This is a genomic window from Paenibacillus peoriae KCTC 3763 (assembly GCF_000236805.1).
In the GTDB taxonomy this organism is placed as follows: domain Bacteria; phylum Bacillota; class Bacilli; order Paenibacillales; family Paenibacillaceae; genus Paenibacillus; species Paenibacillus peoriae.
On record NZ_AGFX01000012.1, the window covers coordinates 133,938 to 159,598 of the forward strand.

Annotated in this window: 23 protein-coding genes; 7 read left to right on the forward strand and 16 right to left on the reverse strand. The window is 45.4% G+C overall.

Going from position 1 to position 25,661, the window contains the following annotated elements; genetic code table 11:
* Positions 1-44: 44 nt before the first annotated feature.
* The 13 genes from KQI_RS0107070 to KQI_RS0107125 all read right to left on the reverse strand — a co-directional run bounded on the left by KQI_RS0107070 (position 45) and on the right by KQI_RS0107125 (position 15,060).
* Positions 45-1,910 carry an ABC transporter ATP-binding protein gene (locus tag KQI_RS0107070; protein ID WP_010346056.1) on the reverse strand — a complete coding sequence of 622 codons (1,866 nt, stop codon included), beginning with the start codon at positions 1,908-1,910 and terminating at the stop codon, positions 45-47.
* Entirely contained in the window at positions 1,885-3,789 is a 1,905-nt protein-coding gene (locus KQI_RS0107075; protein WP_029390056.1) for an ABC transporter ATP-binding protein, read from the reverse strand. Before KQI_RS0107075 ends, KQI_RS0107070 begins: the two co-directional genes overlap by 26 nt.
* Before the next feature lie 355 nt (positions 3,790-4,144).
* Positions 4,145-4,972 carry a thioesterase II family protein gene (locus KQI_RS0107080; protein ID WP_010346058.1) on the reverse strand — a complete coding sequence of 276 codons (828 nt, stop codon included), beginning with the start codon at positions 4,970-4,972 and terminating at the stop codon, positions 4,145-4,147.
* Between the two features lie 810 nt (positions 4,973-5,782).
* The gene (glpX, locus tag KQI_RS0107085) at positions 5,783-6,760 is read right to left on the reverse strand and encodes a class II fructose-bisphosphatase (protein ID WP_010346059.1); all 978 of its coding nucleotides are present in this window, start codon (positions 6,758-6,760) and stop codon (positions 5,783-5,785) included.
* A 233-nt stretch (positions 6,761-6,993) separates the two neighbouring features.
* Positions 6,994-7,797 (reverse strand): pyruvate, water dikinase regulatory protein, encoded by an 804-nt coding sequence (locus KQI_RS0107090; RefSeq protein ID WP_010346060.1) that lies wholly within the window; start codon positions 7,795-7,797, stop codon positions 6,994-6,996.
* 13 nt (positions 7,798-7,810) lie between these two features.
* A complete protein-coding gene (locus KQI_RS0107095; protein WP_010346061.1) occupies positions 7,811-8,482 on the reverse strand; it encodes a helix-turn-helix transcriptional regulator in 672 nt (223 codons plus the stop codon).
* A 183-nt stretch (positions 8,483-8,665) separates the two neighbouring features.
* Positions 8,666-9,877: an ABC transporter permease gene (locus tag KQI_RS0107100; RefSeq protein WP_010346062.1), complete on the reverse strand. Its 1,212-nt coding sequence runs from the start codon at positions 9,875-9,877 to the stop codon at positions 8,666-8,668.
* Positions 9,874-10,593, reverse strand: a complete 720-nt coding sequence (locus tag KQI_RS0107105; RefSeq protein ID WP_010346063.1) for an ABC transporter ATP-binding protein — start codon at positions 10,591-10,593, stop codon at positions 9,874-9,876. The genes KQI_RS0107100 and KQI_RS0107105 overlap by 4 nt, the downstream gene beginning before the upstream one ends.
* 6 nt (positions 10,594-10,599) lie before the next feature.
* On the reverse strand, positions 10,600-12,057 hold the full coding sequence (locus KQI_RS0107110) for an efflux RND transporter periplasmic adaptor subunit (RefSeq protein WP_010346064.1): 1,458 nt from the start codon (positions 12,055-12,057) through the stop codon (positions 10,600-10,602).
* 13 nt (positions 12,058-12,070) lie between these two features.
* Positions 12,071-13,243 carry a TolC family protein gene (locus tag KQI_RS0107115; RefSeq protein WP_010346065.1) on the reverse strand — a complete coding sequence of 391 codons (1,173 nt, stop codon included), beginning with the start codon at positions 13,241-13,243 and terminating at the stop codon, positions 12,071-12,073.
* A 187-nt stretch (positions 13,244-13,430) separates the two neighbouring features.
* Complete coding sequence (locus KQI_RS28325) at positions 13,431-13,652, reverse strand: family 10 glycosylhydrolase (protein ID WP_085982432.1); 222 nt, start codon at positions 13,650-13,652, stop codon at positions 13,431-13,433.
* Positions 13,636-13,941 (reverse strand): family 10 glycosylhydrolase, encoded by a 306-nt coding sequence (locus tag KQI_RS28330; protein ID WP_010346066.1) that lies wholly within the window; start codon positions 13,939-13,941, stop codon positions 13,636-13,638. The genes KQI_RS28325 and KQI_RS28330 overlap by 17 nt, the downstream gene beginning before the upstream one ends.
* A 168-nt stretch (positions 13,942-14,109) precedes the next feature.
* Positions 14,110-15,060, reverse strand: a complete 951-nt coding sequence (locus KQI_RS0107125; RefSeq protein WP_010346067.1) for a polysaccharide deacetylase family protein — start codon at positions 15,058-15,060, stop codon at positions 14,110-14,112.
* A 247-nt stretch (positions 15,061-15,307) separates the two neighbouring features.
* On the opposite strand from KQI_RS0107125, the gene KQI_RS0107130 reads away from it, so the two are divergent.
* From KQI_RS0107130 to KQI_RS0107145, 4 genes are all read left to right on the forward strand, one after another.
* Positions 15,308-16,009: a response regulator transcription factor gene (locus KQI_RS0107130; protein ID WP_010346068.1), complete on the forward strand. Its 702-nt coding sequence runs from the start codon at positions 15,308-15,310 to the stop codon at positions 16,007-16,009.
* A gap of 4 nt (positions 16,010-16,013) precedes the next feature.
* Positions 16,014-17,456: a sensor histidine kinase gene (locus KQI_RS0107135; protein ID WP_010346069.1), complete on the forward strand. Its 1,443-nt coding sequence runs from the start codon at positions 16,014-16,016 to the stop codon at positions 17,454-17,456.
* Positions 17,453-18,574, forward strand: a complete 1,122-nt coding sequence (locus KQI_RS0107140; protein ID WP_039774295.1) for a hypothetical protein — start codon at positions 17,453-17,455, stop codon at positions 18,572-18,574. Before KQI_RS0107135 ends, KQI_RS0107140 begins: the two co-directional genes overlap by 4 nt.
* 150 nt (positions 18,575-18,724) lie before the next feature.
* Positions 18,725-18,913: a hypothetical protein gene (locus tag KQI_RS0107145; RefSeq protein ID WP_010346071.1), complete on the forward strand. Its 189-nt coding sequence runs from the start codon at positions 18,725-18,727 to the stop codon at positions 18,911-18,913.
* Positions 18,914-19,058: 145 nt separating this feature from the next.
* Here KQI_RS0107145 and KQI_RS0107150 read toward each other — a convergent pair whose 3' ends face one another.
* Both KQI_RS0107150 and KQI_RS0107155 read right to left on the reverse strand, forming a co-directional pair.
* Complete coding sequence (locus KQI_RS0107150) at positions 19,059-19,382, reverse strand: MGMT family protein (RefSeq protein ID WP_010346072.1); 324 nt, start codon at positions 19,380-19,382, stop codon at positions 19,059-19,061.
* 86 nt (positions 19,383-19,468) lie between these two features.
* Positions 19,469-20,629, reverse strand: coding sequence for a rhamnogalacturonan acetylesterase (locus KQI_RS0107155; RefSeq protein ID WP_010346073.1), 1,161 nt, complete (start codon positions 20,627-20,629; stop codon positions 19,469-19,471).
* A gap of 321 nt (positions 20,630-20,950) precedes the next feature.
* On the opposite strand from KQI_RS0107155, the gene KQI_RS0107160 reads away from it, so the two are divergent.
* The 3 genes from KQI_RS0107160 (at position 20,951) to KQI_RS0107170 (ending at position 24,077) form a co-directional block, all read left to right on the forward strand.
* Complete coding sequence (locus tag KQI_RS0107160; protein WP_010346074.1) at positions 20,951-22,141, forward strand: acyltransferase; 1,191 nt, start codon at positions 20,951-20,953, stop codon at positions 22,139-22,141.
* A 112-nt stretch (positions 22,142-22,253) separates the two neighbouring features.
* Complete coding sequence (locus KQI_RS0107165) at positions 22,254-22,955, forward strand: response regulator transcription factor (protein WP_010346075.1); 702 nt, start codon at positions 22,254-22,256, stop codon at positions 22,953-22,955.
* Between the two features lie 15 nt (positions 22,956-22,970).
* Positions 22,971-24,077, forward strand: a complete 1,107-nt coding sequence (locus KQI_RS0107170; protein ID WP_010346076.1) for a sensor histidine kinase — start codon at positions 22,971-22,973, stop codon at positions 24,075-24,077.
* Positions 24,078-24,229: 152 nt separating this feature from the next.
* On the opposite strand, the gene KQI_RS0107175 is transcribed toward KQI_RS0107170, so the two are convergent.
* Entirely contained in the window at positions 24,230-25,660 is a 1,431-nt protein-coding gene (locus KQI_RS0107175; protein ID WP_010346077.1) for a glycoside hydrolase family 1 protein, read from the reverse strand.
* Between the last annotated feature and the right edge of the window lies 1 nt (position 25,661).

Consider the following 25,661-nt stretch of genomic DNA (forward strand, 5'->3'; position numbering starts at 1 on the left):
CTCTCCTCGCAAAATAGATATTGGTAAAAAGAAACTTCGCATATTTATGCAGTTTGTTCCTCAGGATGCTTTCGATATTGGAGCTCATACAGCTCCGCATAATGACCGCCCTTGGCAAGAAGCTGGTCATGGGTGCCCTGCTCTTTCAGCTCGCCCTCGGCAAGGACACAGATGCTATCCGCCCGCTCAATCGTAGACAAGCGATGGGCAATAACTAATGTCGTGCGATCCTTCATCAGTTCATTTAAGCCCTGCTGGACTTCGTACTCCGATTCTGCATCCAGCGCCGAAGTCGCTTCATCCAGCAGCAAAATCGGTGCATTTTTGAGCAAAGCACGAGCAATCGCGATCCGCTGCCTTTGACCGCCAGACAAATTGGCTCCACGTTCACCAACAATGGTGTCGTAACCCTCCGGCAGCTCGGCTATAAAGCCGCTGGCATAGGCTGTTGCAGCCGCAGCCTCTACCTCCTCATCCGTGGCATCCGGCGAGCCAAAGCGGATATTATCCGCTACTGTACCGTGGAACAACGTAGCCTCCTGCGGGACATAGGCCATCAAATCCCTGACCTCGTCCAACCGATATTCTCCTGCCGAACGGCCGTGGATCAGCAGCACTCCCTCATCCGGCGGATAAAAGCCCAGCAGCAGCTTCATGACCGTGCTTTTGCCGCTGCCACTCGGACCGACCAGCGCGGTTACCTGCCCTTGCGGCACGATCAGGCTCAGCCCTCGCAGTGTTGGACGGTCCGGCTGATAACCAAAGGTGATGTCGTGCAGCTCCAGCGCAGCCGGAACTTGTTCAATGGCGTGGCCTTCGCCCACAGTCTCCATATCACGATAAGATCCCTTCGTATCACTGGCCGATAAAACTTCCACCTCCGGGCGGATAAGCGCAGCCTGCGCTCCCTTCTGCTTCACCGCAGGAAAGCGCTCTTGCTCCAGCGATTCATCCAGAATTTCGCGAATACGCGCCAAGCCCGCCAAGGAGTTTTGCAACAGTGATACAGCCGCCCCCAGCTCCAAAAACACGGTGGAAATACCGCCTTGCAGCTGCACAATCTGTCCCAGTACGCCAAGCTCCATTTGCTTCTGTGAAACCAGAATTAGTCCGGTGACAAGCACACCACCCAGCGTAATAAATTCAACCAAAAAATTGCACATATCCTGCAAACCCATATGACGCCCTTGCCGGATGCTGATGCGCTTGATGTCCTCGCTTGCATCGTTGCAAAGTCCGCCTACCTTTGTCCGCAAGCCGAACAGCTTCACCGTCTGCAAGCCGGAGAGCAAATCACTCAACCGTTCGGTGAACCTGCTCATCCGTCCCTGTAGTTCATCACTCGTCTGTCGCATCTTTTTTGCGAAATGAGAATTGACCCAAGCTGAGGCCAGCCCAAGCAAAACCGCCATAACCCCAAATCGCCAATCCAGTGCCATCATAATGACTAGCGAGCCGAAGAAAAGCGAAATTTCCAGTATAATTGAGCGAATATGAACGGTGTAGGCCTGCTCCAACGTCTGTACATCGTTGCTCATGCGGGATACAAGATCACCCGAATGGCGTTTTTCGGCCTTTTCATACGATAGCTTGACAATATGCCCAAATAGTCTCACCCGTACATCGGCAATCGCCAGCTTCACGCACCGCTTATACATATAGCTGCATAGCGGCGCAATAACACTTAATGCCAAAAATGTACCGCTGACCAAATAAATCGCCCGGTAAAGCTCCTGCACTTCGCCATTAACCGCAAAATTCAGCAAATAATGCACCACAAAGGAAAGTAAAATCGTGATGCTCGCATTGGTCAGGCTATTGCCAAACAACCCGGTAAAATATCTTTTCCGGTGCGGCTTCATCAGGGAGATCAGCTGTCTAAACTCATAAAACCCCTGCTTGAAGGTCACGCTTCACGCTCCTTTCCCCCGGCATTGAGTGACCGTTTTCCGCCGTATGCTGTTCTTCTTCGAAATTTTTCAAATACAGCTTTCGATACTCACCGTCGCGGCTCAGTAGTTCCTCATGGGTGCCTGATTCCACAATGCTCCCCTGATCGAGTACAATAATCCGGTTCGCCTGACGCACGGTTGACAGTCGATGAGCAATGACCAGCACCGTCCGGTTGTGCATTGCTGTATTCATCGCGATCTGCACCTGAGCCTCCGACTGGCTATCAAGCGCTGAGGTCGGCTCATCCAGCAGAAGCAGCGGAGCATTTTTCAGCAATGCCCTTGCTATGGAAATACGCTGCTTTTGTCCACCGGACAATCCGCCTCCCCGCTCGCTCAAGAGGGTTTCATAGCCCTCGGGAAGCTGAACAATAAAATCATGCGCATATGCCGCCTTCGCCGCCTCGACAATTTCTTCCCGTGTCGCCTCCAGACGTCCATATCCGATATTTTCTGCAATCGTGACCGGAAAAAGCGACGGCTCCTGAGACACCATCGAAATATGGCGGCGCAGACTTGTTAAATTCCAATCTGTCAAACTCTTTCCAAAAAGCTGAATGGCTCCAGCATGCTCTCCCGGTTCATTAAATCCGCAAAGCAGCTTGAAAATCGTACTTTTGCCGCCACCGCTGGCACCGACAATTGCTACCATTTCCCCTTGACCCACCTGGAAGTTGATATCCCTGAGCACCGTGTTTCCCTCGTTGTAGCAAAAGGTCAAATGCTCAAAGCTGACCACAGCAGCGTCGTCTTCGCTTTCTGCTTCGCCTGCCTCGCTTGCACTAGCTTGACTAGTTTGCTTGGCTTCCCTATCTGCATCGTCTTCCAAGCGGAGGACCTTATCTCCTCGATCCTGATCAACTGAGGTGATTTTGCCATCTTGCCGTTCATCCGGCCAATCCAGCACCTCAAACAAATGCTTCGCGGCTCCCCCCGCTTCCTTCATTTGCGAAATGATCGTCGGGAGCATGGCAACGGGCTGCAATATGAACGAAATCAGATATAAAAATAGGACAATGCCTCCGGCATTCAGCTCTCCAATTTGAATCAGGTATCCTCCGTACACTATGACCAAAATAATCGGTGTTGCCAGCATCATCACACCAACCGGAGCAATGGATGCATAGCGTTTTTCCAGCCCCAAGCCGCGTTTGACGACCTCCTCCATAATCACCACATACTTCTTTAGGAGCACAGCCTGCATATTGAATGCCTTAACGATAGGAATTCCTCCGATCGCATCCTGCGCGACCGCGTTCAAATGAGCCACCCTCTCCTGAAGCTGCTCGGAATACTTTTCAACCGGCCTGCTCATCAGTGTGGTTATGGCCATTCCTACAGGCATGAGCGCAAGGCTTGCCAAAACCAGCTTCCAGCTTGTCATTAAAAGCAACGTTAAGGATGCCGTGAACACAAGTGGCAAATAAAACAAATTGGCAAACTGCTGGATAAAAAAATTCTGTAGCATCGCCGTATTGTTCGTAAGACGTGATACCAAATTTCCGGTAAATTTCCTTTCCACACTGGAAATCGGTAAATTACAAAACTTATGTACGAGGTCGCCTCTCAGGTCGCGCAGAGCGCTAACGCTAAATTGCGCCGAAGCATACCTCATCACAAACTTACAGGGCATACCAATGAGGATCATACCAACAACCAGATAGATCATATTCTGGGTGGAGGAGAAGGTCCCCTGTGCCATTTGCTCGATAGCCTTACCCAAAATAATGTCTATAGCTGCCAGACATAAGGAGGCGAACACCGTTATGAAAACCCATAGATTGTACGGTCTTACATAACAGGCGAGTCTCCGAAGAGCAGAATTTGATCGAAACAAGGACATCCCTCTTTTTCGTTGCTCACACTTTCACAGTGCGAGCTTTTTGAAGTAAGCATTTTGCATAAATTCAACAAGCGGCTTTCCATGTGCAGTAGGTAGATCAAAACGTTTCGATAGCGTCTATATATCGACCTTGCTGGTGCCCATAATCGAATGTTGCAAGCTGCTGAAGCTGCAATGGACATAGTGAGATAAACTTAGGCTCTGGCTCTGGATGCATGCGTGTTTGTATGGAATGAAATTGTTCTTGAATTATGCTTGGAGTTGCATCCTGGTGGTGGGTTAATTGTTGAATGGTTACCGAGATATTAATCATGTTGTGGATCGTGGTGTATCGTGATGTGTGGGTCGTTTAACTCTGCCTGAATCGTGGTTGTAGGGTATTGGTGCTGTGAGATGTATGAGCTGCAGCAGCGTGGTTCGGAACTGGAGATACGGACAAAATATTCACGACTGCGCTTATCACTTCTTGCTCTTGTTCATGAATGAAAAAGTGATTGCCTTCGAACATTCGCACATCTATGGGCGATGAGGTGTGCTGCTGCCAGGCATGAAGTGAATCCGTAGTCACCTCATAATCCTTCATGCCGCCTAAAATGGTCATCGGACAGGCCAATGGATCCCCCTGCTGATAAACATATGTTTCGCACACCTTAAAATCCGCACGCAGACGGGGCATAATAATTTGCATTAACTCTGCATTTTGCAAGACTTCTTCGGGTGTTCCCTGCATCAAACGAAGCTCTTCGGTGAAAGGTTGATCTGCCAGGTCATGGAGTTGTTTTTTGGAATATGGAAGATGTGGTGCGGATTTACCGGATGCGATGATATGGACAGGCAGTCTTCCGGTTTGGCTATACAATTGCCGTGCTGTTTCAAAGGCAATCAGCGCTCCCATACTGTGTCCAAAAAAAGCAAACGGCTTATTATGTATGTACGGAGCCATAGCAGGAAGCAGCGAGCGCACGATGTCCTGAATGGTGTCCATTGGGGCTTCTGTTGAACGGCTTTCACGCCCCGGAAGCTGTACAGGTAAAACAGTAATGTCGGGCGCAAGTCTAGATTTCCAGGAAGTAAATATGGAAGCGCCACCACCGGCATATGGGAAGCAAAATAGTTGGAGCTTCTCAGCCGGGTGGACCGCGGTTTTTGCAAACCAAGATTGTGACCGAGTCGTCATATGAATTCCTCCATCCTCTATGCAGTTCAGGATTTTACAGTAAATCCTTATATCGCTTTTTTTCTTCCAACACTTTCTAGCTTTTTTTAAATATACAAACTTTAAAACCGCTTGACATGGGACAAAAGAGCTAAATTGATAGCGTACATAAAAATAAAACAAAATCCATATTGTTCCATTCACTTTCAAGCTTTAAAAACAACCTTTTTACTTTTGACATGAATCTCCTACCCGTTCTAATCTGTTATTTTGATTTAAAACGAGCTTTCAGATTTTCATGAATTTTGTAAAATCAGAATTATTATGATTTCCAATAGAAGATGAAAGCCTTGTACTACAACGATTTTACCTTTACATGCCATTAACATAAATGTAACAAATTCATCCTGATATCATCCGACAAAATCCGTCTTTTTTCGCAACCTCCTTCATTTTCCTATTTTATGGTATTAAATTCAATTCAGCTTACATCAATCGAAATTAATAACTCTTTAATTTTCTAATAAACACTGTTATTTTGTAGTTCTATAGAACTAATTTTCATAAATTTTTTTTTGACTCTCCGTCTAATAATTTTAGTTCAGGTTGAATTTTTTACCGCTCAGGCTATGAATTTTCTTTTCAAACTTTAATAGAAACGTTTTTATCTACCCTCAAAAGTGCCGATTTATAGCGAATTTATATTTTGGTTATCCCCCTTCTGCAATGGGACAAACAACCGGAAACGCCAAACAGCAAGTCTCCCAATAGTAAGAGACTTGCTGTTTGTAAGCTTATTATGACTCGGTCTAAGACATGATTGTGAAAACCTCAGGAGGATACGGCTGCAGCGAGCGTGCCGGATGCGTCTGTTGTGTGATGAATACTGCGCACAAAACGAATCGTTTTTGTCTCCGAATGCATCACGACCGAATGCGTTTCCGCTCTGTGACCAGGGAGAGAACGAACCCCCTGTAACCACTCGCCAGGGGTCACACCAGTAGCCACAAACATCACACCTTGGCGTCCAACCATATCAGCCATGGACAGCAATGCTCCTGGGTCCGTAATCCCCATACGTTTGCAACGCTCAAGCTCTTCTTCACCATGTGGCAGCAAACGGCCTTGGATTTCTCCACCCATGCATTTCAGTGCTGCCGCGGCCAATACACCCTCAGGAGCGCCGCCGGAGCCGATATGCAAATCTACACCGCTATCCAGGCAAGTTTCAATCGCCCCCATCACATCTCCATGACCAAGCAGCTTGATCCGAACGCCGCTTTCCCGCAGAAGCTTGATGATTCCAGCGTGCCGTGTTCGATCCAGAATGGATACTGTAAGATCGGGCAAGGATTTGCCCAGTATCCGTGCGGCTTTTGATAATGTAGCCGGGATCGGTTCGTCCAGTGACAGCTTTCCAGCCAACGCCGGGCCAACAGCCATTTTTTGCATGTACATATCTGGAGCATGGAGCAAACTTCCACGAGGTGCAGCAGCAATGACCGAAAGAGCATTGTTCAAACCATTCGCCACCGTTTCGGTTCCCTCCAGCGGGTCAACAGCGATATCTATAGCTGGTCCTCTGCGATTGCCTACTCTTTCCCCGATATACAGCATGGGAGCCTCATCCATTTCTCCTTCGCCAATGACGACCGTACCGTCCATGGATACCGCATTAAAATGGGTGCGGATGGCTACCGTAGCCGCCTCATCTGCGCTATTCTTATCCCCACGTCCTGTCCAACGCGCTGATTGCAGCGCTGCCGCCTCAGTTACCCGAACGAATTCCAATGCCAATTGACTCTCCATACCTATCCCTCCACCTCTCCTATATAATGATTATCCCACGCCAAATCATTTTTTTAGAGCAGCTGTGCTGCTGTTTTATCTATTTATCTATTTATATAATCTCCTATATCCTACGGCCGATCCTTATCTCTAGAGCAGTTTTACTGCCTTTTATATATTACACTCCTGTATCCTGTGGTTCATATTTTCTCTATATAAGTTACTTTAAAGTTACTTTAAAGTTTACTTGGCTACTACAACATTCTGATAATCAGACCTGCTGTCTCTTCAATTGCTTTATCCGTGACATCAATCACCGGACAACTCAGTTCCTTGAACAAAGATTGCGCATACGCAATCTCCTCCTCCACCCGCGTCGATGTGGCATACTGCACATTGTTAGGAAGCCCCATAACCTTAAGTCGCTCACTGCGTATTTTTAACAGCAGCTCCGGCTGGATCGTCAACCCGAACACCCGACCTTCCTGTACATCCTTTAGCTGTGCAGGCGGTGTCAGCTCCGGTACAATCGGAATGTTGACTGTTTTATAACCCTTATGTGCCAGAAACATCGATAACGGGGTTTTGGAAATACGCGACACCCCAAGCAATACAATATCCGCTTTGAGAATAGCGCTCACATCTTTACCATCATCGTATTGAACCGCAAAATCCAAGGCTTCCACACGGCGAAAATAGTTGTCGTCCAGTCGATGCAGCAGACCAGGCTTCTCTTTGGGATCATTATGAAACGTGTCGGCAAATGCCTGCATCATCGGCCCCATAATATCTACCGCCCGCACATTCAGCCGGACAGCCTCCTCTTTCATCGCCTCTCTCAATTCCGGCTGAACCAGCGTATAAGCGACGAACCCTTTTCGCTCGGCGACCTCCTCCATCACCCTGCTCAGCTCATCTTCATCCCTTACATTCATGAATCTTTTGATCTCTGTGTCCGGTAGCTCAAATTGGCGCATGGTCGCCTGTACGACAGCTTCTGCCGTCTCACCAATCGAGTCTGAACAGATCGCTATAAAATGACTGCTCGCCTGAACCATTCGATTCCTCCCATTAATCCTCTGCTACCATATCGAGCAACATTTTAATAATATTCGTTTTCGTAATGCGTCCCACGACTTTCCAGTGTTCTCCTGGTTTGTCAGAGTCAGAAGGGACGACGACAGGCAAGCTGTCGATTTGACGGGCGATAATCTTGCGCGCCGCCTCCAGAACGGTATCCTCCGGGGAAACCGTGACGACATTCGCCTGTCGGGTCATCACGAGACTGACAGGAATGGTCGCCGCATTCGGATTGCCTAGCGTAACCTTGAGCAAATCCTTGCGGGAAGCTACACCTGCCAAATCCCCATCTTCATCGGTAACGATCAGATTACTCACATTTTCCAAAAAAAGTGCCACCACAGCTTCCTGAATCGTTGTTGTTTCACGTACGATGACCGGAACCCCGTGAAGATCGCCAACCTTCATTTGCATAAGCCGGAATTTTTCCTCCCGGTTCGGCGTGCCTCGCTTTCCGACAAAATAGCCAACCTTGGGCTTCGCATCTATGTAATTTAGAATGCCCAGCTTGGATAAGTCAGTCCGAATGGTCGCCTTGCTGAGATTAAGCATTTCCGCAATTTGATCACCGGTAATCGGGGCATGCTTTTGCACAATATTTAAAATTTCGATTTGCCTTTCCGTAAGATCGATGATGAACGCCCCTCCTTTTCTTCTTGCCATCTGATATTATATATAATACGTCATATATATTTATAAATCAACCTATAAAAGCATATAAAACATCACATATATAAAATTAAGGCGGTTATTCATGCTTTTTTATCGTTTAAAACACTTATTCCACCCCAAAAAGCGGATACTTTCCACCATACTCTTCCGAGCAAGGCGGAGTATCCGCTTCCCTTATTCGTATCTTAAAGCATCTATTGGACGCAGCTTGGACGCCTTCCGCGCCGGGTAGACTCCGAACAACACACCGACGCCCATACAGCACAGAAAAGAGTACAGCACCGGCTCCATCGAATACACAATCGGCATTTGGACGAATTTCTCAAGCAGCTTTGCGCCCCCAAGACCCGTCATCACACCAACCAATCCACCCATCAAGCTGAGAAAAACTGCCTCAGCCAGAAACTGCAGCATAATATCACTGCGCTGTGCACCAATCGCCTTGCGAATCCCGATCTCCCTCGTCCGTTCTGTAACAGACACCAGCATAATATTCATAATGCCAACACCGCCGACGCCGAGTGCAATCGCGGCCACACCAATCAGCAGCATATTCATAACCTTATCTACACCTGAAACCGTTTCAAGAATCTCCGTTTGGGTCGTAATCTGAAAATCATCCCCCTCCGCAGGCTTCAGTTCATGCCGTGCACGTAATGTCTGCTTGATTTCATCACGCGCCTGATCAATCTTCTCCTCCGTTGTCGCAGAAGCGTTGACCTGTTGGATGCTCATATTCCCCAGCCGTTCCATCCCGGTCGTAATCGGTATATACACCTGTTGCGAGCTATTATTCATACTGGAGTTAGAATTCGTTAGAACCCCGACCACCTTGAAAGGAAGCTGTTTGATCATGATCGTCTCACCGACTGCCTTGGATGCATCCGGGCCCAAAATATTCCGGGCTGCGTCGCTCCCCAGCACTACAACATTCAACCGGTTTTCCACTTCATAATGAGTAAACGATCTGCCCTGAGCAAGCGACAGCTTTTTCACATGGACAAAAGCCTGGGAAGTTGCTTCAATCTGACCGCTGACCTTATTGCGACTCCACGTAATATCCGCACCAGTCATGGCACTTGGAGCAACATCGGCCACTGATTTTTGCTGTTCCAGTGCTTTAATATCCTCAAGCGAAATTCCCTTTGGCTGGTTGAAGGACATGGAGCTAGAGCCGTCATACGGGGCATAAGGATAAATCATAAGCAAGTTATTCCCCATACTGTTAATCTGCGACGTAATCGTTGCAGTAGAGCCTTTTCCAATCGCTACAATCGTGATTACAGCAGCCACTCCGATAATAATTCCCAGCATGGTCAGCAAGGATCGCAGCATATTCGTTCGCAAACTGTTAAGTGATACCCGGATAATTTCCCGAAATTTCATGCTTTCACTTCCTCTGCCGCCATTCTTCGTTTCCCGACAGGCTGATCCTCTTCAATCCGTCCATCACGAAAATGAATCAGCCGCTTGGCGTATTCCGCAACCTCCTGATCATGAGTAACCAGTACGACCGTTTTCCCCTGATCGTTCAGACGCTGAAAAATCCCCATAATTTCAACGCTTGTTTTGGAGTCCAATGCGCCTGTCGGTTCATCCGCCAAAAGAATAACCGGATTGTTCACAAGCGCGCGTGCAATGGATACCCGTTGCTGCTGACCACCTGACAATTCGTTCGGCTTGTTGTTCATCCGATCGCCTAATCCCACGCTATTGAGGGCCTCCATCGCCCGCAAACGCCGCTCCTTGGCAGGAACACCTGCATAGATCATGGGCAGCTCCACATTCTCCAAAGCCGTTGCTCGCGGGAGCAAATGAAATTTTTGAAATACAAATCCGATTTTTTGATTACGTATAATAGCCAGTTCATCCTCACGGGCATCCAATATCGAATAACCGTCCAAATAAAATTGTCCCGCTGTAGGCAAATCCAGACAGCCGATCACATTCATCATCGTTGATTTTCCTGATCCAGACGGTCCCATAATGGCAACAAAATCACCGTCAGCAATGTCGAGCTGCACCTCACGCAGGGCATGAATTTCCTGATCCCCGACCTGGTACACCTTTTTCAGATTTTCAATTTGAATGACGTATCTCATAGCCTGTTAAAATCCTCCCTGCATGCCGCCCATGCTGGAAGGGTCTGGCGGTGCTTCAGGAGCCGGGATAACAATCGTGTCACCCTCTTTTACACCCGACTTGAGCTCGACCTGGTCTGGCGTGTAAAATCCAAGCTCTACAGGCTTGAACGTCCGCGCTCCCGGATTCGCAGGATTCGCAGCGAGATAAACACCGTCCTGTCCACCTTCAGATCGCAGCGCAGTCGCAGGTACATACAGTACATTTTTATGTACCCCCAAAATAACAGCCACATTCATAATCATGCCCGTTTTAAGCTTCCCTTTCGGGTCATGAACGGACAGCTCCATCAGATACGTCGTCATCCCTTCATCTGTAGATGCTTCCGGTGAGACGAATTGCACCTTCCCCGGAAACGTTTCACCCGGATATGCATTGGTGGATAACACCGCCGAAAGGCCTTTTTTCGCCTTGACAATGTCGGTCTGGCTAACCTTCACTACCACCTTCAGATTGTTGGAATCCGAGTTGTTCATCACAATAAACGGAGCCGTCGGACTGGTCCCTACATCCCCGTTCACCTTTAGGATCACTCCATCCCACGGTGCTGTGACCTGAAGCTTGTTAAGCTCATTTTTTTTCTGCTCCAGTTCGGTTGCCAATCTTCGAACCTCTATTCGTGAGGCTTGAATATTCGATGCATCAGCCGGAACCTGTGCCTTGCGAAACTCAGCCATAGCTGTACGGTAGCCAATTTCAGCCTCTGCGATGGTGCGGCGCTTTTGTGACATCATTTTGCGAAATTGTAGATCCAGACCATCATAGTCTGTCTGTGCTTTATCCAGCGTTTGCTCTGCCTGCTCCAATTCACTGTTCGATACTGCCCCGGCATCATGTAAAAACTTTTGGTCTTCATATGCCTTCCGCGCCTGCTCCAGCTGCTTTTGGGAATTCTTCTTCTGACTTTCGGCTTCTTCCAGCTCAAATGATTCCTGCGCTGTATCAACAGCCATTTTGGCCCGAAGTACGCTTGTCTTCTGTATTTCAATATCCTCCGCCTTCGGCCCTTTCTCCAGTTCAGCCAGCTTGGATTTGGATATCTCCAAATTATCAGACGCACTTTGAATCTGCATTTTGATCTCAGAGCTGTCCAGAAGCGCCAGTACCTGTCCTTTTTTCACCTTGTCCCCGGCCTTCACATGTACCGCCGCCAGCTTGTTTTCACCTGCACTCGTGAAGTTCAGCTTCACTTCCTTGGACGCTTGCACCGTGCCGGACGTATCCAGCTTCGCGCTTACATCCCCGCGCTCCACCTTAAGTGTCTCGTCCTGCACCAGTGGTGCAGCCTGCTCCTTAGGCAGATTCATGTATACTGCTGCTCCGCCCCCACCTACAACCAGCAGAACAATTGCAGTCCAGATCCACTTTTTTCTCCGTTTTCTCCGTAACTTGATTAAAGCATCGTTAATAACCGTTTCTGCCAAAGCCTTTTCCTCCCTATGTGCTCCATGGCTTGTTCAACGTGTACTCATTCTGATTCAACTCAATTGCCAGCTCTACCATTTGCCGTTCAATTTGGTCCACCTTCAACTGGCTGTTTTTCAGCTCCAGCTCGATAATTAAGCCCCTGGCCCATTTTTTGCGTGACAGCTCCAATCCCTCTTTGGCCGTAATCAGGCTTTCTTCCAGTTGTACATATTTTTTTTGATTGTCCTTGAATGTGGCATATAGATTGCGAAGCGATTCGGCAAAATCCTTTTGTCCCTTGTCCAGTTCCTCCTTGGCGGTATCGACATCCAGCTTGGCCAGATCATAAGCGCCTGCACCGCCGTTAAAATCAAAATATCTTACATTGAGTTCCGAAGTCTTGATGTTATCTTCCAGCTTCCATAAGTTTGGATTCATATCCATCAGCTGTTGTATATGTACTTCAATATTCAGCTTCTTCGGTTCCTTGTATATAGGACGATCCACCAATTCATAGACTGTCCCGTTCGGCTGTCCCATGAGGAAATTTAGAGCATCCCGTGCTTTCTGGAGCGCGGTTTTGCTCTGCTCTACGGTCTGTTGCGCCTGACTTCTGGCCTGTACGCTCTCGTTTTTCGCATACTCGGACAGCTTCCCGCGGGCAAACTTGGCGAGCGCAATCTTCTCCTCCGCTTGTGCAATTTCAACCGCTTCCAGATCATTTTTCACCTGATTCTCTGCTACAAACACGCTTTGATAGGTTTTCATCGCATTAAAATAAAGCTGGTCTTTGGCGTACAGGGCCTGCTTTTTGCTGGCTAAATAAGATAACGTCGACGAATTATAATTTCTCCAGGATGCTTCATCGCCAACATATTCACCGTCTATCAAATCAACATAAGCTTCTCCCAAGTCCTTTTCCGCATTCTTAAACTCAATTCTGCGACGTTCCACATCGCGCTCAGCAGTACGCGTGTTGTAGCTATTGGTCTGTGCCCATTCCGCTGCCTGCTTAAGCGTCAATGCAGGCAAAGCCTGACCCGTTGTGGATGCTGTCTTTGAGGTCACTGTAGATGAAGCACCAGACGTACTTGATGCTGTACTTGATGCTGTACTTCCCGACGCACTGTCAGCTTGTACAATCGAAACCAGACCTGCTGATAATGACAACACCAGCAGCGTGGCAGCCGCTTTTTGCTTCATAATGAATTTCTCCCCTTTCCGTGCATGATTCGCATCATTTCAATTGCATTCGACATAAATTTCCACATCTATCCGCAATCTATTGTACTTTCCGGTTTATGTGGGTACAAGGTGTAAAAACAATACATTTTTGTAACCTTTCCTTTCGCATTGCTCTTATCCAGCATCCTTTGTGTCCAGGAGAAAATCAGAAGAGCTGCTTAATAATAGCATCGCTTGACCTCCAGTCGGTCCTATTGCTGCCAAGCTTGTACACTCCATGCCCGATATACAACTTTACTTGCGTTCCTCTTGTTTCCTTGGACCACCAATCGACAAGTTTCTCATAAGGGACAGGTTTGTAGCCGATACTCCAATATAACTGTGGGGCTACATAACCAATCCATCCATTACTAATATTTTGATGGATAGATCGCGTCCGATGCGCCCCTCACCTGAACGAATACAGTATTAATACCCATAGCATGGAGTTTATCCAGCATATCTAAATATTCTCTTTTTTGAGCTGCAACTGAAAGCCCAGGTTTGGAAGGCCAATCCATATTATATATAGTGCTGACCCAGACAGCACGGAGTACACTTGCCTCCTTGGGTTTCATCCATTCCGTGGTTTGTGTATAAGGGCTGGCAAACACGGTTACAATTTGTGTAGTAATTAACGTTATTATAATAAAACTTACTTTTCTTAAAATACCCAAACTATGATTCACCTCCAACAATGGTTTCAGGAAACTAGTCACGATGATTTCCTAACCTTCCGTACATTTATTTTATATATTCAACTATAGAGTATAGTTGTTTCAAACTTCAGGTGAGTTGTATCCAAGTTGTAACATCTGATGTTCATTTAAAAGAAAATGCCAAATCTACCTTATCGTTTTAAATTCATATCCCTGCTCCTTCAAATATTTTATAATTTCAGGTAAAGCTTTTGCTGTTTCCTCTTTACCATAAGTATCATGCATTAATATCACTGCTTTTTCTCTACTGGCTATACTTTTCTTGAATTCGTATATTAATTCTGCCGCCTTCTTAGGCGCACCTTCTGCGTCTTTAGGTAATACATTCCAATCGATCTGATGATAATCCTTTTCACGTAAAGCATTGTCTAGCCTATTCATACCTATTGGATCCCTTTTCTGCCATGTCATGTGGCCTCCTGGGAATCTAATCACCCGTGTGGAGAAATCTTGTCCTAGAATTTGTTTTAAAGTTTGATTTACTTTTTCAATATCATTCATAAAAACATCAGAATTTACAGACCTATTGGGATATAAATAACCATAATCATGCGAATACGAATGATTTCCGATGGCATGTCCTTCCTTAACTATTCTTTTTATTATTTTTTTCGTATTCTCATTTTCTTCTACTGCCTTTCCTACTACAAAAAATGTTGCTTTTACATTTTCTTCTTTAAGAATATCTAATATTTTTGGCGTTACTGTTACAGATGGCCCATCGTCAAAAGATAAATAAGCAACTTTTTTTCCATCGATCCCTTCGGGTCTCTGCCCTTGCATTTGTTGATTTAAATACTTCTCAATAAATGCCGCATCTTCAACACCTGCTTCATTTGTTAACGGCGATACTATGCCATTTGGTTCGTTACGGGGTTTACCCAAGGGTACTGAATTCATTTTCTCTGCAAATTCAAGTGTTTTTGCAGGTTGTTGCTTATTATTAGAAACCTTTATCACAATCAGAATGCTACAGCTTACTATAAATAGCAAAATAACAATATATAATAATATTCTTCTATTCTTCTTGTTTGGGTACTTTCTTTTTCCTCTATGTGCAAAGTTCATTACTCTCATTTGCTGGTTCCTCCATGATAAATTAATTTTTTTCGAGTAGAAATTGCTCAAGCCCAGTTGCTTCCCTATCCTCCCTGTACGTTTTACTTAATAAATTCAACTATAGAGTACAATTGTTTCAAATTTAAGGAGAGTTGTATCCAAGATGTAACATCTCTTTACACATGGACCGCATGAAAAAATATCTGATAAAATAAATATATCTGCATGATAATTTAATGACTGTTTTTAGGAGAGTAATACTGCTATGAGACAAAAGAGGATTTTATTGATTGAGGATGAGGAGTCCATACGGGACTTATTATCTTATTCCCTTCAAAAAGAAGGATTTGTGACCAAAGAAGCCGCTACCGGAGCACAAGGGCTGGAAATTTTAAAACAGTCCAAACCAGATTTAATTCTGCTGGATCTGATGCTGCCGGATATGAGCGGTTTTGATATTTGCAAGCAAGTTTCTCTGGATTCCACGATTCCGGTCATCATGATCACAGCCAAATCCGATACGTTAGATAAAGTTGTAGGGATGGAACTGGGCGCAGACGATTATATTACGAAGCCCTTTGATATAAGAGAAGTGATTGCGCGAGTTCGGGCCATTTTTCGCAGAATCGAGTTGATCGGGGATTCGATGGAAAATCTAACGTTTGACATGATCCGTTTAGGAACGGGCATCGTGATCTATAAAGATAAGCGGGAAGTATGGAAAAATGGGATGAGAATTGCACTTACGAATAAAGAATACGATCTTTTATTATGTTTTGCCGAATATCAAGGGAGAGTATTTAGCAGATCCGAGCTTTTGGATAAAGTGTGGGGATTTGACTTTGCAGGAGATACTCGAACGGTAGATATTCATGTACAAAGAATTCGTAAAAAACTGGATGAAGCTCATAGCTTTTCGATTATCGAGACCGTATTCGGTATCGGCTATAAGCTGGCGACTAGGTGAGTACATGAAATTTCCTATTCAATTTAAAATAGTTGTTCTCTTTTCTATTATTATTTTTGTTGGCCTTTCTGCCCTACTGTTTGTTTCCTATAAAGTTACAGAACAAAATATGTATCAGATTATTCATGAGGATATGATCAAAGCCAAGACAAATCTGGACATTTATCTCACTCAATATTTTATGATCCATAAAAAGCGAATTAATTTATCATCGCTGGCATCTGAAAAAAATATGCTTTCACAAGAATTAACAACTGCGATTGGTGGGCCTGTAACGATTTATAATCCAAATGAAGCGATGTATAACCACATGAAGTTACCAGATGACAATGATCTTGAACCGTCCCCAAGTTCCCAAATCGTTTATAAGATTAGTGTGGTGGACAATAAAGTCATTGCGAGCCTGTCATTCCCGATTCAGCAGGATCATCAGATTATTGGGTCTTTGCGGTACCAAAAAGATTATACCGATATCTACCAGAAAAATTCCAATTTCCTCTCGATCATTAAAATGTTTGCTGTCTCCATCTTTACTTTTATTTTTATAGCTTCCATTTTTATTTCCAATAAAATTACCAAGCCTATTAGAGAATTAACCAAGCACTCCGAATCGGTTGCTTTAGGTGATTTCAATGTGGATATACAAATTCCATCCCGTGATGAAGTGGGTGAATTGGCACGCCGTTTTCAAATCATGATTAAGCATATCAAAGATCAGATTGCAATCATTGAGCAAGAGCGGGATGAAGTAAAGCTGGCTCAAGCACAAAGCAAAGCTTTTTTTGACAATGTGACTCATGAACTAAAGACACCGTTAACAACTATTTTGGGTTATGCACAGATTGTAAAGGATAACGGATTTACTGATGCTCCATTTTTTGAAAAAGGGCTTAAGTATATTATTCATGAAAGTCAGAGATTAAATCGGATGGTCGTTGACATTTTGGAATTATCCCAGGCTTCAGCTTCAAATATCCGCTATCGATTGGAAAGGGTTGATCTATCGGAAATTGTGAAAGAAGCTTGTGAGGACATGCGGATAAAATCCAGAAAATATAATATTCGTATTCAATTTGGTCTTGAATACGGCCTTTACACGTTAGGAGATCATGACAAACTGAAGGAGGTATTTTTGAATATATTAGATAACTCGATTAAATATGGGGATGTGAATTCTATCATTGACGTCCAGTCGTATGCAGAAGGAAGGTTGGCTGTTGTTAGGATTAAGGATAAAGGTAACGGCATCCCGACAGAGCATCTCGAACATGTGTTTGAACCATTTTACAGAAGCTCCGGGATGGCCAATAGAGAAAAAGGAAGCGCCGGACTCGGATTAGCGATCGTAAAAAGCATTGTCGAAGATCATGGAGGACTGATTGAGCTTCATAGCACATTTAAGGAAGGCACGGAAATCAAGATCAGTTTACCGGGTGAATGGGAATGAGCAAGCGAAAATCTTGGAAAGAACATCGTCATTATTTGATTTTAGGAGTTTTATTGCTTTTGTTTATATTGGGATTTTACGGAATGAGTAGTTTGTACATGTTAAGCAACTTTAAGTCTAAAACGGTGATATTGCCAAATGATCAGTTCAATAGCAACCTTACAAAAATGAATACAGCATTTGAGATCGGAGCGGTCACCCGGTTGACAAATGATTATTCGATTTTTGACTTTCAAGTGATAGATCACAATTCCGTTATTTTACAATCGATGGACCGCTCACTGAACCGCTCATTGGGTCGGTTCAAAATATCTGTACTTCATCTTGATAATAATAAATTGGTTGATATTGACGAAAATGTCCTCTATGGATTCGCATTAAGTCCTAATGGGAAAAACCTCATCTATGTAAAGAATCAAAACATGGATTCATTTAGTTATGTATACAACTTACAGTCCAACAAGCTGAAGAAAGTGTCGTATGGTGATTCCTACGGCATAAATTTTATTAGTAACGAAAATTTCATAGGATTCTCAAATGGATACCTTACCCTAACCAATGTGGTTACTGGAAAAATTCGTCAGCTGATCAATGACACGCAACTAACGGAAATTTTCCAAAGTCCAACCCAACTAACGAATACACTGTACTTCAGCAAGAATAAGGTTTACTTTCTAGCATTTAATAATAGCGGTCCAGGTATATTTGAAATGGATATAAAAAATACCAACAAGGTGGTCAAAGTAGCCCAAGGGGAAGAGATTAATAAATTTGTGATACTAAAGAATGGCGACCTACTGGTGCAAGGGAAATTTGAGAAAAAAGAGGGACTTTTTTTGTACAATAAAGCGACTCATAAGTTTAAACTTTTACAGGAAGGGGTCATTACAGACTTTGCGCTGAATTCAGATGAAAGTCGAATTGCCTATTTTGTTGTAAAAGATAACGGTGTCGGTGACTTGCATACCGCGTATTTGGACAATGGGAGCCTTAGCTCAGATACAGCGATTTACCGGAATATTAATTCTGTACGAACAATGAAGTGGGCTCAGGACGATCTGTTTATCTGTACTAACCAATTGAACAAAAGCGAAGTATACCGGTTTACCTTTAAATAATACGATAACGGAACCAATATCCCATTTAATCTGTTTTTACCTGAACTTTACCTGATTTTCAGCTAATCTTAAGGAAAACAACAGAAACTATTAAGGTTTGGGACATATACTAGAGAAAGAATAACAGCCGCTCACTAGGAGGGTTAATAGATGATAAAAGAATCTCGCATGACAACGACTAACGAACCGTCTGATTTGTGGATGACCCGTTTTTTACGTGAATCGGAACAGCAAAAGATGCAACTGATCCGGGAAGCGCGAAAAAATAACGATATACCGCTGATGAACAGCATTTCCTTTCATCTTGCCCAACGGAATCAGCAGCACCTCATTGGATAAGGAGACAGGCGAATCTTAGGATATATATGAACAGGCATCCTCATATGCCTGCATGATGTGTGCTGGATTAAAAAGAACCGGGACAAATCGATAGTTTGATTTGTCCCGGTTCTTTTGTGATGATCCAATCTATGCTGTTCCTCGCCTACTCTTCTATCTCCGCTTGCGGATCGTAAAGATATTGGTCCAGCGGGATGCGTCCGTTTGCATTAAAATATATGCCCTCTTCCTCCAAATACAGACGCTGCAGCGATGCTGATCCATCCTCCTGCAAAGCAATCTCACCCAAGCGGTTGACTACTCTATGCCAGGGAAGCCGGTGTTTCTGGCTGAGTGAATGCAAAATGCGCACCACCTGTCTGGCCCCTCTAGGGCTTCCAGCTTCTGCTGCAATTTGCCCATAGGTCATTACTTTCCCCTCAGGGATCAGCAATATAATTTGAAGCACACGGGCAGTGAAAGGCTGCATATTCTAATCCTCCTGCATTACTATTACTTTTTCTATGATTATATCACCCCCGTTGTTAGAGACAACTCCAAATCCCAAATGTAAACTCAGAATCCGTTCAGACCCTGTCTTTTTAAATCCTGTGCCACCAAACGTGCCAGCTCCCTTGCGCCTGCAAAGTTCGGATGAAGAGAGTCACCATTCATATACAGGGCGAGCGTAGCCTCTTTGCCAATAGAAGTGAAATAAGTTGAGCTAAGTACGTTCAGATCAACCAAAGGCGTTTGTTCCTCTTGAGCCAGTGCCAAAATAGCGCTTCTATACCATCTATGCTCAGCGTTGTGTACATTGTTAGCATTAAAGTCCGTGGCTCGGCCTTGCGGTGTTGACAGGATGACTGTCGCCCCTTTCGCCTTAACCTGACGGATCATATCCCGCATCCAGTCCTTAAACTCCGCTTCGTTTTCATTATGCTTGGGATTGGTATCATTAATGCCTAGCTGGAGAATGAAATAATCTCCGGGCTTAATATATTTGACAATGGCCTCCAACTGTCCATCCTGATGGAAGCCCCTAGCAATCTGACCGCCGGACGCCATGTTGCGAATTTGGAACGTATTCGTGTTCACAAACTTTGGCAGCAGTTGACCCCACCCAGCCTGCACACTGCTATCCAGCGGATAGTAGTTACATACAGTAGAATCTCCGCCGATATAAATCGTTCGATTAGTAACCGAGTTGCCAGACAACGGCCTGATTTCCAATGCACTGAGTGTAAAGGCTGCGCCCTCTTTACCTTCTGTAACCAGCAGGTTCAGCTGCCCGTCTGTCACTGGAATTTGGAAACGATCCTTGGCTGCATTTCCTGTCATATTAATGACCTGATACACGCCCTCAGCGGCAACACTCGAACGGGAGGTATTTCCTAACGTAACCGACACCTCATACAGTCCGGGAGGAAGATCAACATCAAAGGTATTCTCACTTTTTGTTCCGGTAGCCAGAAACTGTACCGCATCGCTAGCCACTCCAGCCCCAGAGGCACTGACATTGCGCATGTTCCCAGGGGTACGGAAGCCATAGCCGCGTGCCTTGTCGTAGGATAACGAAGCACTCACTCCGGTATAGCCCGCTTCGACCGTGCCTCCACCAAAATCAAACTTATACTCGCCTGCGGCTGCATACGTGGGGACAGCTATGCCCAAACCCGGTGCACCACATAATAAAGCAGCTAAAAGCATACCTGTCAAACCTTTTTTCCATTTCAATCTTCATTCCTCCTCCGAATTTTAAATTGTACATAAGGAGCATTCCAAACCTCTTTTGTAAGCGTATACATAAAATTTCACTACACAGATACTGATCTGTACCTATTTGATTTCTATGCAAAAGAAAAGCAGCTTATTCGTTAAGTTGCAACTTGTACTTGTCGGTCTGCATAGGACATCAAGGTTATACAATTTCTTAACAAATGTTAAGAAGTTGATAAGTGTTTCTTAAGCCGCTCCCTTTCAGGTTGTTAAGAACTTTGTCTTTTAATAGAAAGAGTTCAACAAGATACAGTTCACGGCCGAAAGGAAATGAAGCTTATGAAACCTACGAACAAGGAAAAAATTCCCGAATTGCAGTTGGTCAGAGCCATGGCGATTTTAGCCGTTATTATGGTCCACGCCACTTCCTATGCAACAGTTCAACTTACAGATTCCAGCCTTTATGTTGTATATAATGCGCTCAATGTGCTGATGAAGTATGGTACACCTGTATTTATCGCGCTAAGCAGCATGGTGCTGTTCTACAACTATAAGGATCGCCCGATGGGACGACAGCTATTAATCCGCTTTTACAAGCAGAGATTGCTGTATATTCTCTTGCCTTACTTTATGTTCTCTCTGTTTTATTTTGTCCTTTCTCTCATGGCTGACAGCTCCGAAACGTGGAATATAGCCGCGCTTGCGGAAAGCTTTGCTGTGAAGCTGGCAACAGGTAAAGCGTATACGCATTTATACTATATTTTTATCATGATGCAATTCTATCTGGCATTTCCACTTGTGCTGTGGATGTTCCAGCGTTATCGGCATATTCCGCAATGGTCTATCGTCATGGGGCTGCTGGTACAATGGTCATTTGTAATTGGCAACAAATTTCTATTTCAGGTTCAAAATAAAGGCAGCTGGGCGCTGTCTTATATGGCCTGCTACATGCTGGGCGCTGCTCTTGGCTACTACTATCCGCAGCTCCGAACGTGGTTCCTGAGGCGCAAGGGGGAACGAAGCTTTGCCGGGGTGCTGTCATGGATCGGAATTTGGGCCGTATGGTTGATTTCAGCTACTGTGCATGTCTATATGTGGTACGAAAGCAGAATGTACGGAATTTCCTACAATTCGCTGGTTTTTGAGCTTATGTACAATATGTACAGCCTGTCCAGTACGCTGGTATTGCTACAAGTTTCCTTTCTAATGTATAGAAGACAGCATTCCTTTATCATTCGCAGGCTGGAACGTCTGGGCACACTGTCCTTTGGCGTGTATCTGATTCATCCGTTCTTTCTACTGCTGTATCGGCAGTTTTCGCCACACATCGGTTCGCCGCAGCTCATTCATATTTGGTACGCCGGAGGCTTTTTCTTTGCACTTCTTTGCTCTTGGCTCGTCGTGTCGGTTATTGCCCGCTTCCTGCCATTTGCATGGATCTTGTTCGGCCAACTGCCGGGAATACAAAAAAGCTCATTCAAGCAAGAAGAGTGTATTTCTTCACCCGAAACGATACTGTCCAAAAGCTGATGACATCCAACAAACATCCTGAGATGAGGGCTTTATAGCTCCTGTCTCTAAAAAGGTATATAATACGCCCATATTGTATACTGCTGAAAAGAACAGAAAGGGTGCGCGGGCCATGCATAACGGAACCATTTTATTAGTCGATGATGAACCTGAAATTATTAAGCTCATGCAAATATATTTGGAAAATGAAGGATACCGACTGCTCATGGCACGGGACGGACTGGAAGCGCTGGATCAGGTCAGCCGGGAAACGATAGATGTGATGGTGCTTGATGTGATGATGCCGAACATGGAAGGGATCGAAGCCTGTATGAAAATCAGGGAAACCGAGCATTTTCCGATCATCATGCTGTCTGCAAAGGGACAAGACATGGACAAAATTACGGGGCTCAGCGTTGGGGCAGATGATTATGTCACCAAGCCGTTCAGCCCGCTGGAGCTGGTGGCACGCATCAAATCCCAGCTGCGCAGAGTACGGAAATATACCCACCCTTCCCCTGTGCTGGAGCATGAAATGATACTGGACGAGCTATCCATCAACTCTGCTACGCATGAGGTTGCTCTCGCCGGAGAGTCAATTAAGCTGACTCCGCGCGAATTCGCCATTGTTGAGCTTTTGGCTCGAAACCGGGGTCAAGTGCTGAGCATGGAGCAGATCTATGAGAAAGTCTGGAAGGAGCAATATCTGGAATCCAACAACACGTTAATGGTTCACGTTCGTAAAATCCGCGAGAAAATTGAGGCTGATCCACGAAAGCCCAAATACCTGAAAACAGTGTGGGGCATCGGCTACAAAATGGAAAAATTCGATTAATGGAGGGCTTGTGTCTTGAAGGCAAAACGATACGATACGCTGGGATGGAAGCTGGCAGCCCTTAGCCTTGCCGCCTTCACTTTAACCGGACTGATTTTGATGGTGTTTTATTATGGAGCGTCTTTGTTGTTATGGCTGAATCCCTCCCGTTCATTTTTTGGCACCCGGCTGATCCGCTGGACCGTAAATCACATTGGTTCCTCACTGATCATGCTGGTGAGCGGGCTGCCTTTATATATTTATTTCTTTTTTCTTTTTACCAAAAATACGATTGGCTATCTACGTGAAATTACGACAGGGATGCAGAAGTTCGCGGACGGAAATCTGTCCTATTCGATTCCAGTGTCTTCAGCGGATGAGCTCGCAACCTTGGCGAAAAATATGAACACCATGGCAGACAAGCTCCGTCTCTCTCTGGAAGAGGAACGGGCTTCCGCCAAAGCCAAAAACGATCTGATCACCGGCGTATCCCACGATCTCCGCACACCGCTCACATCCGTGATCGGCTTTCTGGAGTATATTGAAACCGACCGCTACCGGGACGAAATCGAGCTGCGCTACTATGTGAATATTGCTTATGAAAAATCGCTGACGCTTAAAAAGCTGATCGACGACTTGTTTGAATATACACGCGTGAGCGGTGGCAGCCTGCCACTGGAGCTGGAGCCTGTGGACCTCGGCAAATTGCTCACTCAGCTTGCGGAGGAATTTGTGCCTTCACTGGAACAGGCTGACATGTCCTACCGGGTGCGGATCGTCGAGCCTGTTCGAATTTTGGCCGATACGGACGAACTGGTGCGTCTGTATGAAAATTTATTTTCTAACGCCATTCGCTATGGAAAAGATGGCAAGCGTCTCGATATCACCGTAGGACATGAAGGAGACGAGGCGGTCGTGATCTGCACCAATTACGGCACCCCCATCCCGGCAGAGGATATCCCTCATTTATTTGAACGGTTTTACCGGGTGGACAAATCACGCTCCAAGGCAACCGGAGGCACCGGGCTGGGGCTTGCCATTACCAAAAGCATTACCGAGTTGCACAATGGCCACATTTCGGTGAGGAGCAATCGCAGACAAACGGATTTTGAAACCCGTTTTCCGCTCTATCATGGTCGTTAACCAGCATACAACAGCCCTAGCCGATCAATAGCGTTCGTATCAGATTCGCCTCCGCTTCCATTCTACTCCTGCATATAAAAAACAAACCGGCCATAGATTGTATCTTTGGCCGGTTTGTTTCTGACTTTTACGGAACGGGGGCACATATCTCTTTATTTTTGCGATTCAAACAATACTTTCCCGTTGGATTCAATAATTTTTTGATACCAGTAGAAACTGTTCTTTTTTCTTCTTTCCAGCGTACCCGAACCATCGTTATTTTTGTCCACATAGATAAAGCCGTATCTTTTTTTCATTTCTCCCGTTCCCGCACTGACAATGTCGATTGGACCCCACCAGGTGTAACCGAGTACTTCGCAGCCATCCTCAATAGCTTCATGCAGCTGGATCAGATGCTTGTTCAGATAGTCTACCCGCTCAGGATCATGAATGGAGCCGTCTTCCAGAATTTCATCATGACTGCCATAGCCGTTCTCTACAACAAACAGAGGCTTCTGGTAACGGTCGTACATTTCATTACATACATAGCGAAAACCTTTCGGGTCAATCGGCCATCCCCATGGCGTTTTTTCCAAATAGGGATTGTCGAGTCCCATAATTCCGCCTGTGTTGCCCAAGATGGGCATCCCTGCTTTATGTGTCGTACTTCGATAATAGCTAAATCCCAAATAATCAGCCGTATGCTCCCGCAGTAATTGTTCATCACCGGGCTCCATTTGAACCTTGATGCCGTGCTCTTTCCAGATCCGTTTGGCATAGCTTGGATAATAGCCTCTAAGGAGCACATCGGAATAAAATAAGGATCTTCTTCTCAGCTCATAGGCGTCAAATACATCGTCCGGATTGCAGGTATTCGGATAGATCGGACTCAGGGATAACATAGCGCCCATCATCGCGCCCGGGATCATTTCATGACACAGCTTAGTAGCCAGCGCGCTGGCAACGAAAACATGGTGACTGGCCTGATAAATTGTCGGCAGCTTGTGCTCATCGTCTTGAACGACAATGCCTCCTGCCGCCAAAGGAATCGTGTGAAAATGGTTGATTTCGTTGAAATTCATCCAATATTTCACTTTGTTTTTATAACGCTTGAAGACAACCTCCGCATATTTGGCGTAAAATCCGATTAGCTCGCGGCTTTTCCAGCCTTCGTATTTGCGGATCAGATTCAGGGGCAGCTCAAAGTGGGAAATGGTGATGACAGGCTCAATTCCATACTTCAATAGCTCATCAAACAAATCATCGTAAAATTGCAGCCCTTGTTCATTCGGCTCGGCATCGTCCCCATTCGGGAAGATTCGGGACCATGCAATGGAAGTCCGAAAGCATTTCATACCCATCTCCGCAAACAAGGCGATATCTTCTTTGTAGCGATGGTAAAAATCAATCGCTTCGTGGCTGGCATAATATTTGTTTTCATCAATCGTATCATCAAACGTCCCGCCTACAATTCCTCCCCGGAAGGCGTCGCTGATCGCTGGCCCTTTACCGTCCTCATTCCATGCTCCTTCGGCCTGATTCGCCGCTATAGCACCGCCCCATAAAAAATGCTCGGGAAACCTTTTGGCTATATGTTCTGTCATA

What these genes read in the sequence shown, in the direction of transcription:
- KQI_RS0107080 (WP_010346058.1), bottom strand. Translation starts at nt 4,972, where the DNA reads ATGACGACTCGGTCACAATCTTGGTTTGCAAAAACCGCGGTCCACCCG.
- glpX (WP_010346059.1), bottom strand. Translation starts at nt 6,760, where the DNA reads ATGGAGAGTCAATTGGCATTGGAATTCGTTCGGGTAACTGAGGCGGCA.
- KQI_RS0107090 (WP_010346060.1), bottom strand. Translation starts at nt 7,797, where the DNA reads ATGGTTCAGGCGAGCAGTCATTTTATAGCGATCTGTTCAGACTCGATT.
- KQI_RS0107095 (WP_010346061.1), bottom strand. Translation starts at nt 8,482, where the DNA reads ATGGCAAGAAGAAAAGGAGGGGCGTTCATCATCGATCTTACGGAAAGG.
- KQI_RS0107100 (WP_010346062.1), bottom strand. Translation starts at nt 9,877, where the DNA reads ATGAAATTTCGGGAAATTATCCGGGTATCACTTAACAGTTTGCGAACG.
- KQI_RS0107105 (WP_010346063.1), bottom strand. Translation starts at nt 10,593, where the DNA reads ATGAGATACGTCATTCAAATTGAAAATCTGAAAAAGGTGTACCAGGTC.
- KQI_RS0107115 (WP_010346065.1), bottom strand. Translation starts at nt 13,243, where the DNA reads ATGAAGCAAAAAGCGGCTGCCACGCTGCTGGTGTTGTCATTATCAGCA.
- KQI_RS0107125 (WP_010346067.1), bottom strand. Translation starts at nt 15,060, where the DNA reads ATGAGAGTAATGAACTTTGCACATAGAGGAAAAAGAAAGTACCCAAAC.
- KQI_RS0107130 (WP_010346068.1), top strand. Translation starts at nt 15,308, where the DNA reads ATGAGACAAAAGAGGATTTTATTGATTGAGGATGAGGAGTCCATACGG.
- KQI_RS0107135 (WP_010346069.1), top strand. Translation starts at nt 16,014, where the DNA reads ATGAAATTTCCTATTCAATTTAAAATAGTTGTTCTCTTTTCTATTATT.
- KQI_RS0107140 (WP_039774295.1), top strand. Translation starts at nt 17,453, where the DNA reads ATGAGCAAGCGAAAATCTTGGAAAGAACATCGTCATTATTTGATTTTA.
- KQI_RS0107145 (WP_010346071.1), top strand. Translation starts at nt 18,725, where the DNA reads ATGATAAAAGAATCTCGCATGACAACGACTAACGAACCGTCTGATTTG.
- KQI_RS0107150 (WP_010346072.1), bottom strand. Translation starts at nt 19,382, where the DNA reads ATGCAGCCTTTCACTGCCCGTGTGCTTCAAATTATATTGCTGATCCCT.
- KQI_RS0107160 (WP_010346074.1), top strand. Translation starts at nt 20,951, where the DNA reads ATGAAACCTACGAACAAGGAAAAAATTCCCGAATTGCAGTTGGTCAGA.
- KQI_RS0107165 (WP_010346075.1), top strand. Translation starts at nt 22,254, where the DNA reads ATGCATAACGGAACCATTTTATTAGTCGATGATGAACCTGAAATTATT.
- KQI_RS0107175 (WP_010346077.1), bottom strand. Translation starts at nt 25,660, where the DNA reads ATGACAGAACATATAGCCAAAAGGTTTCCCGAGCATTTTTTATGGGGC.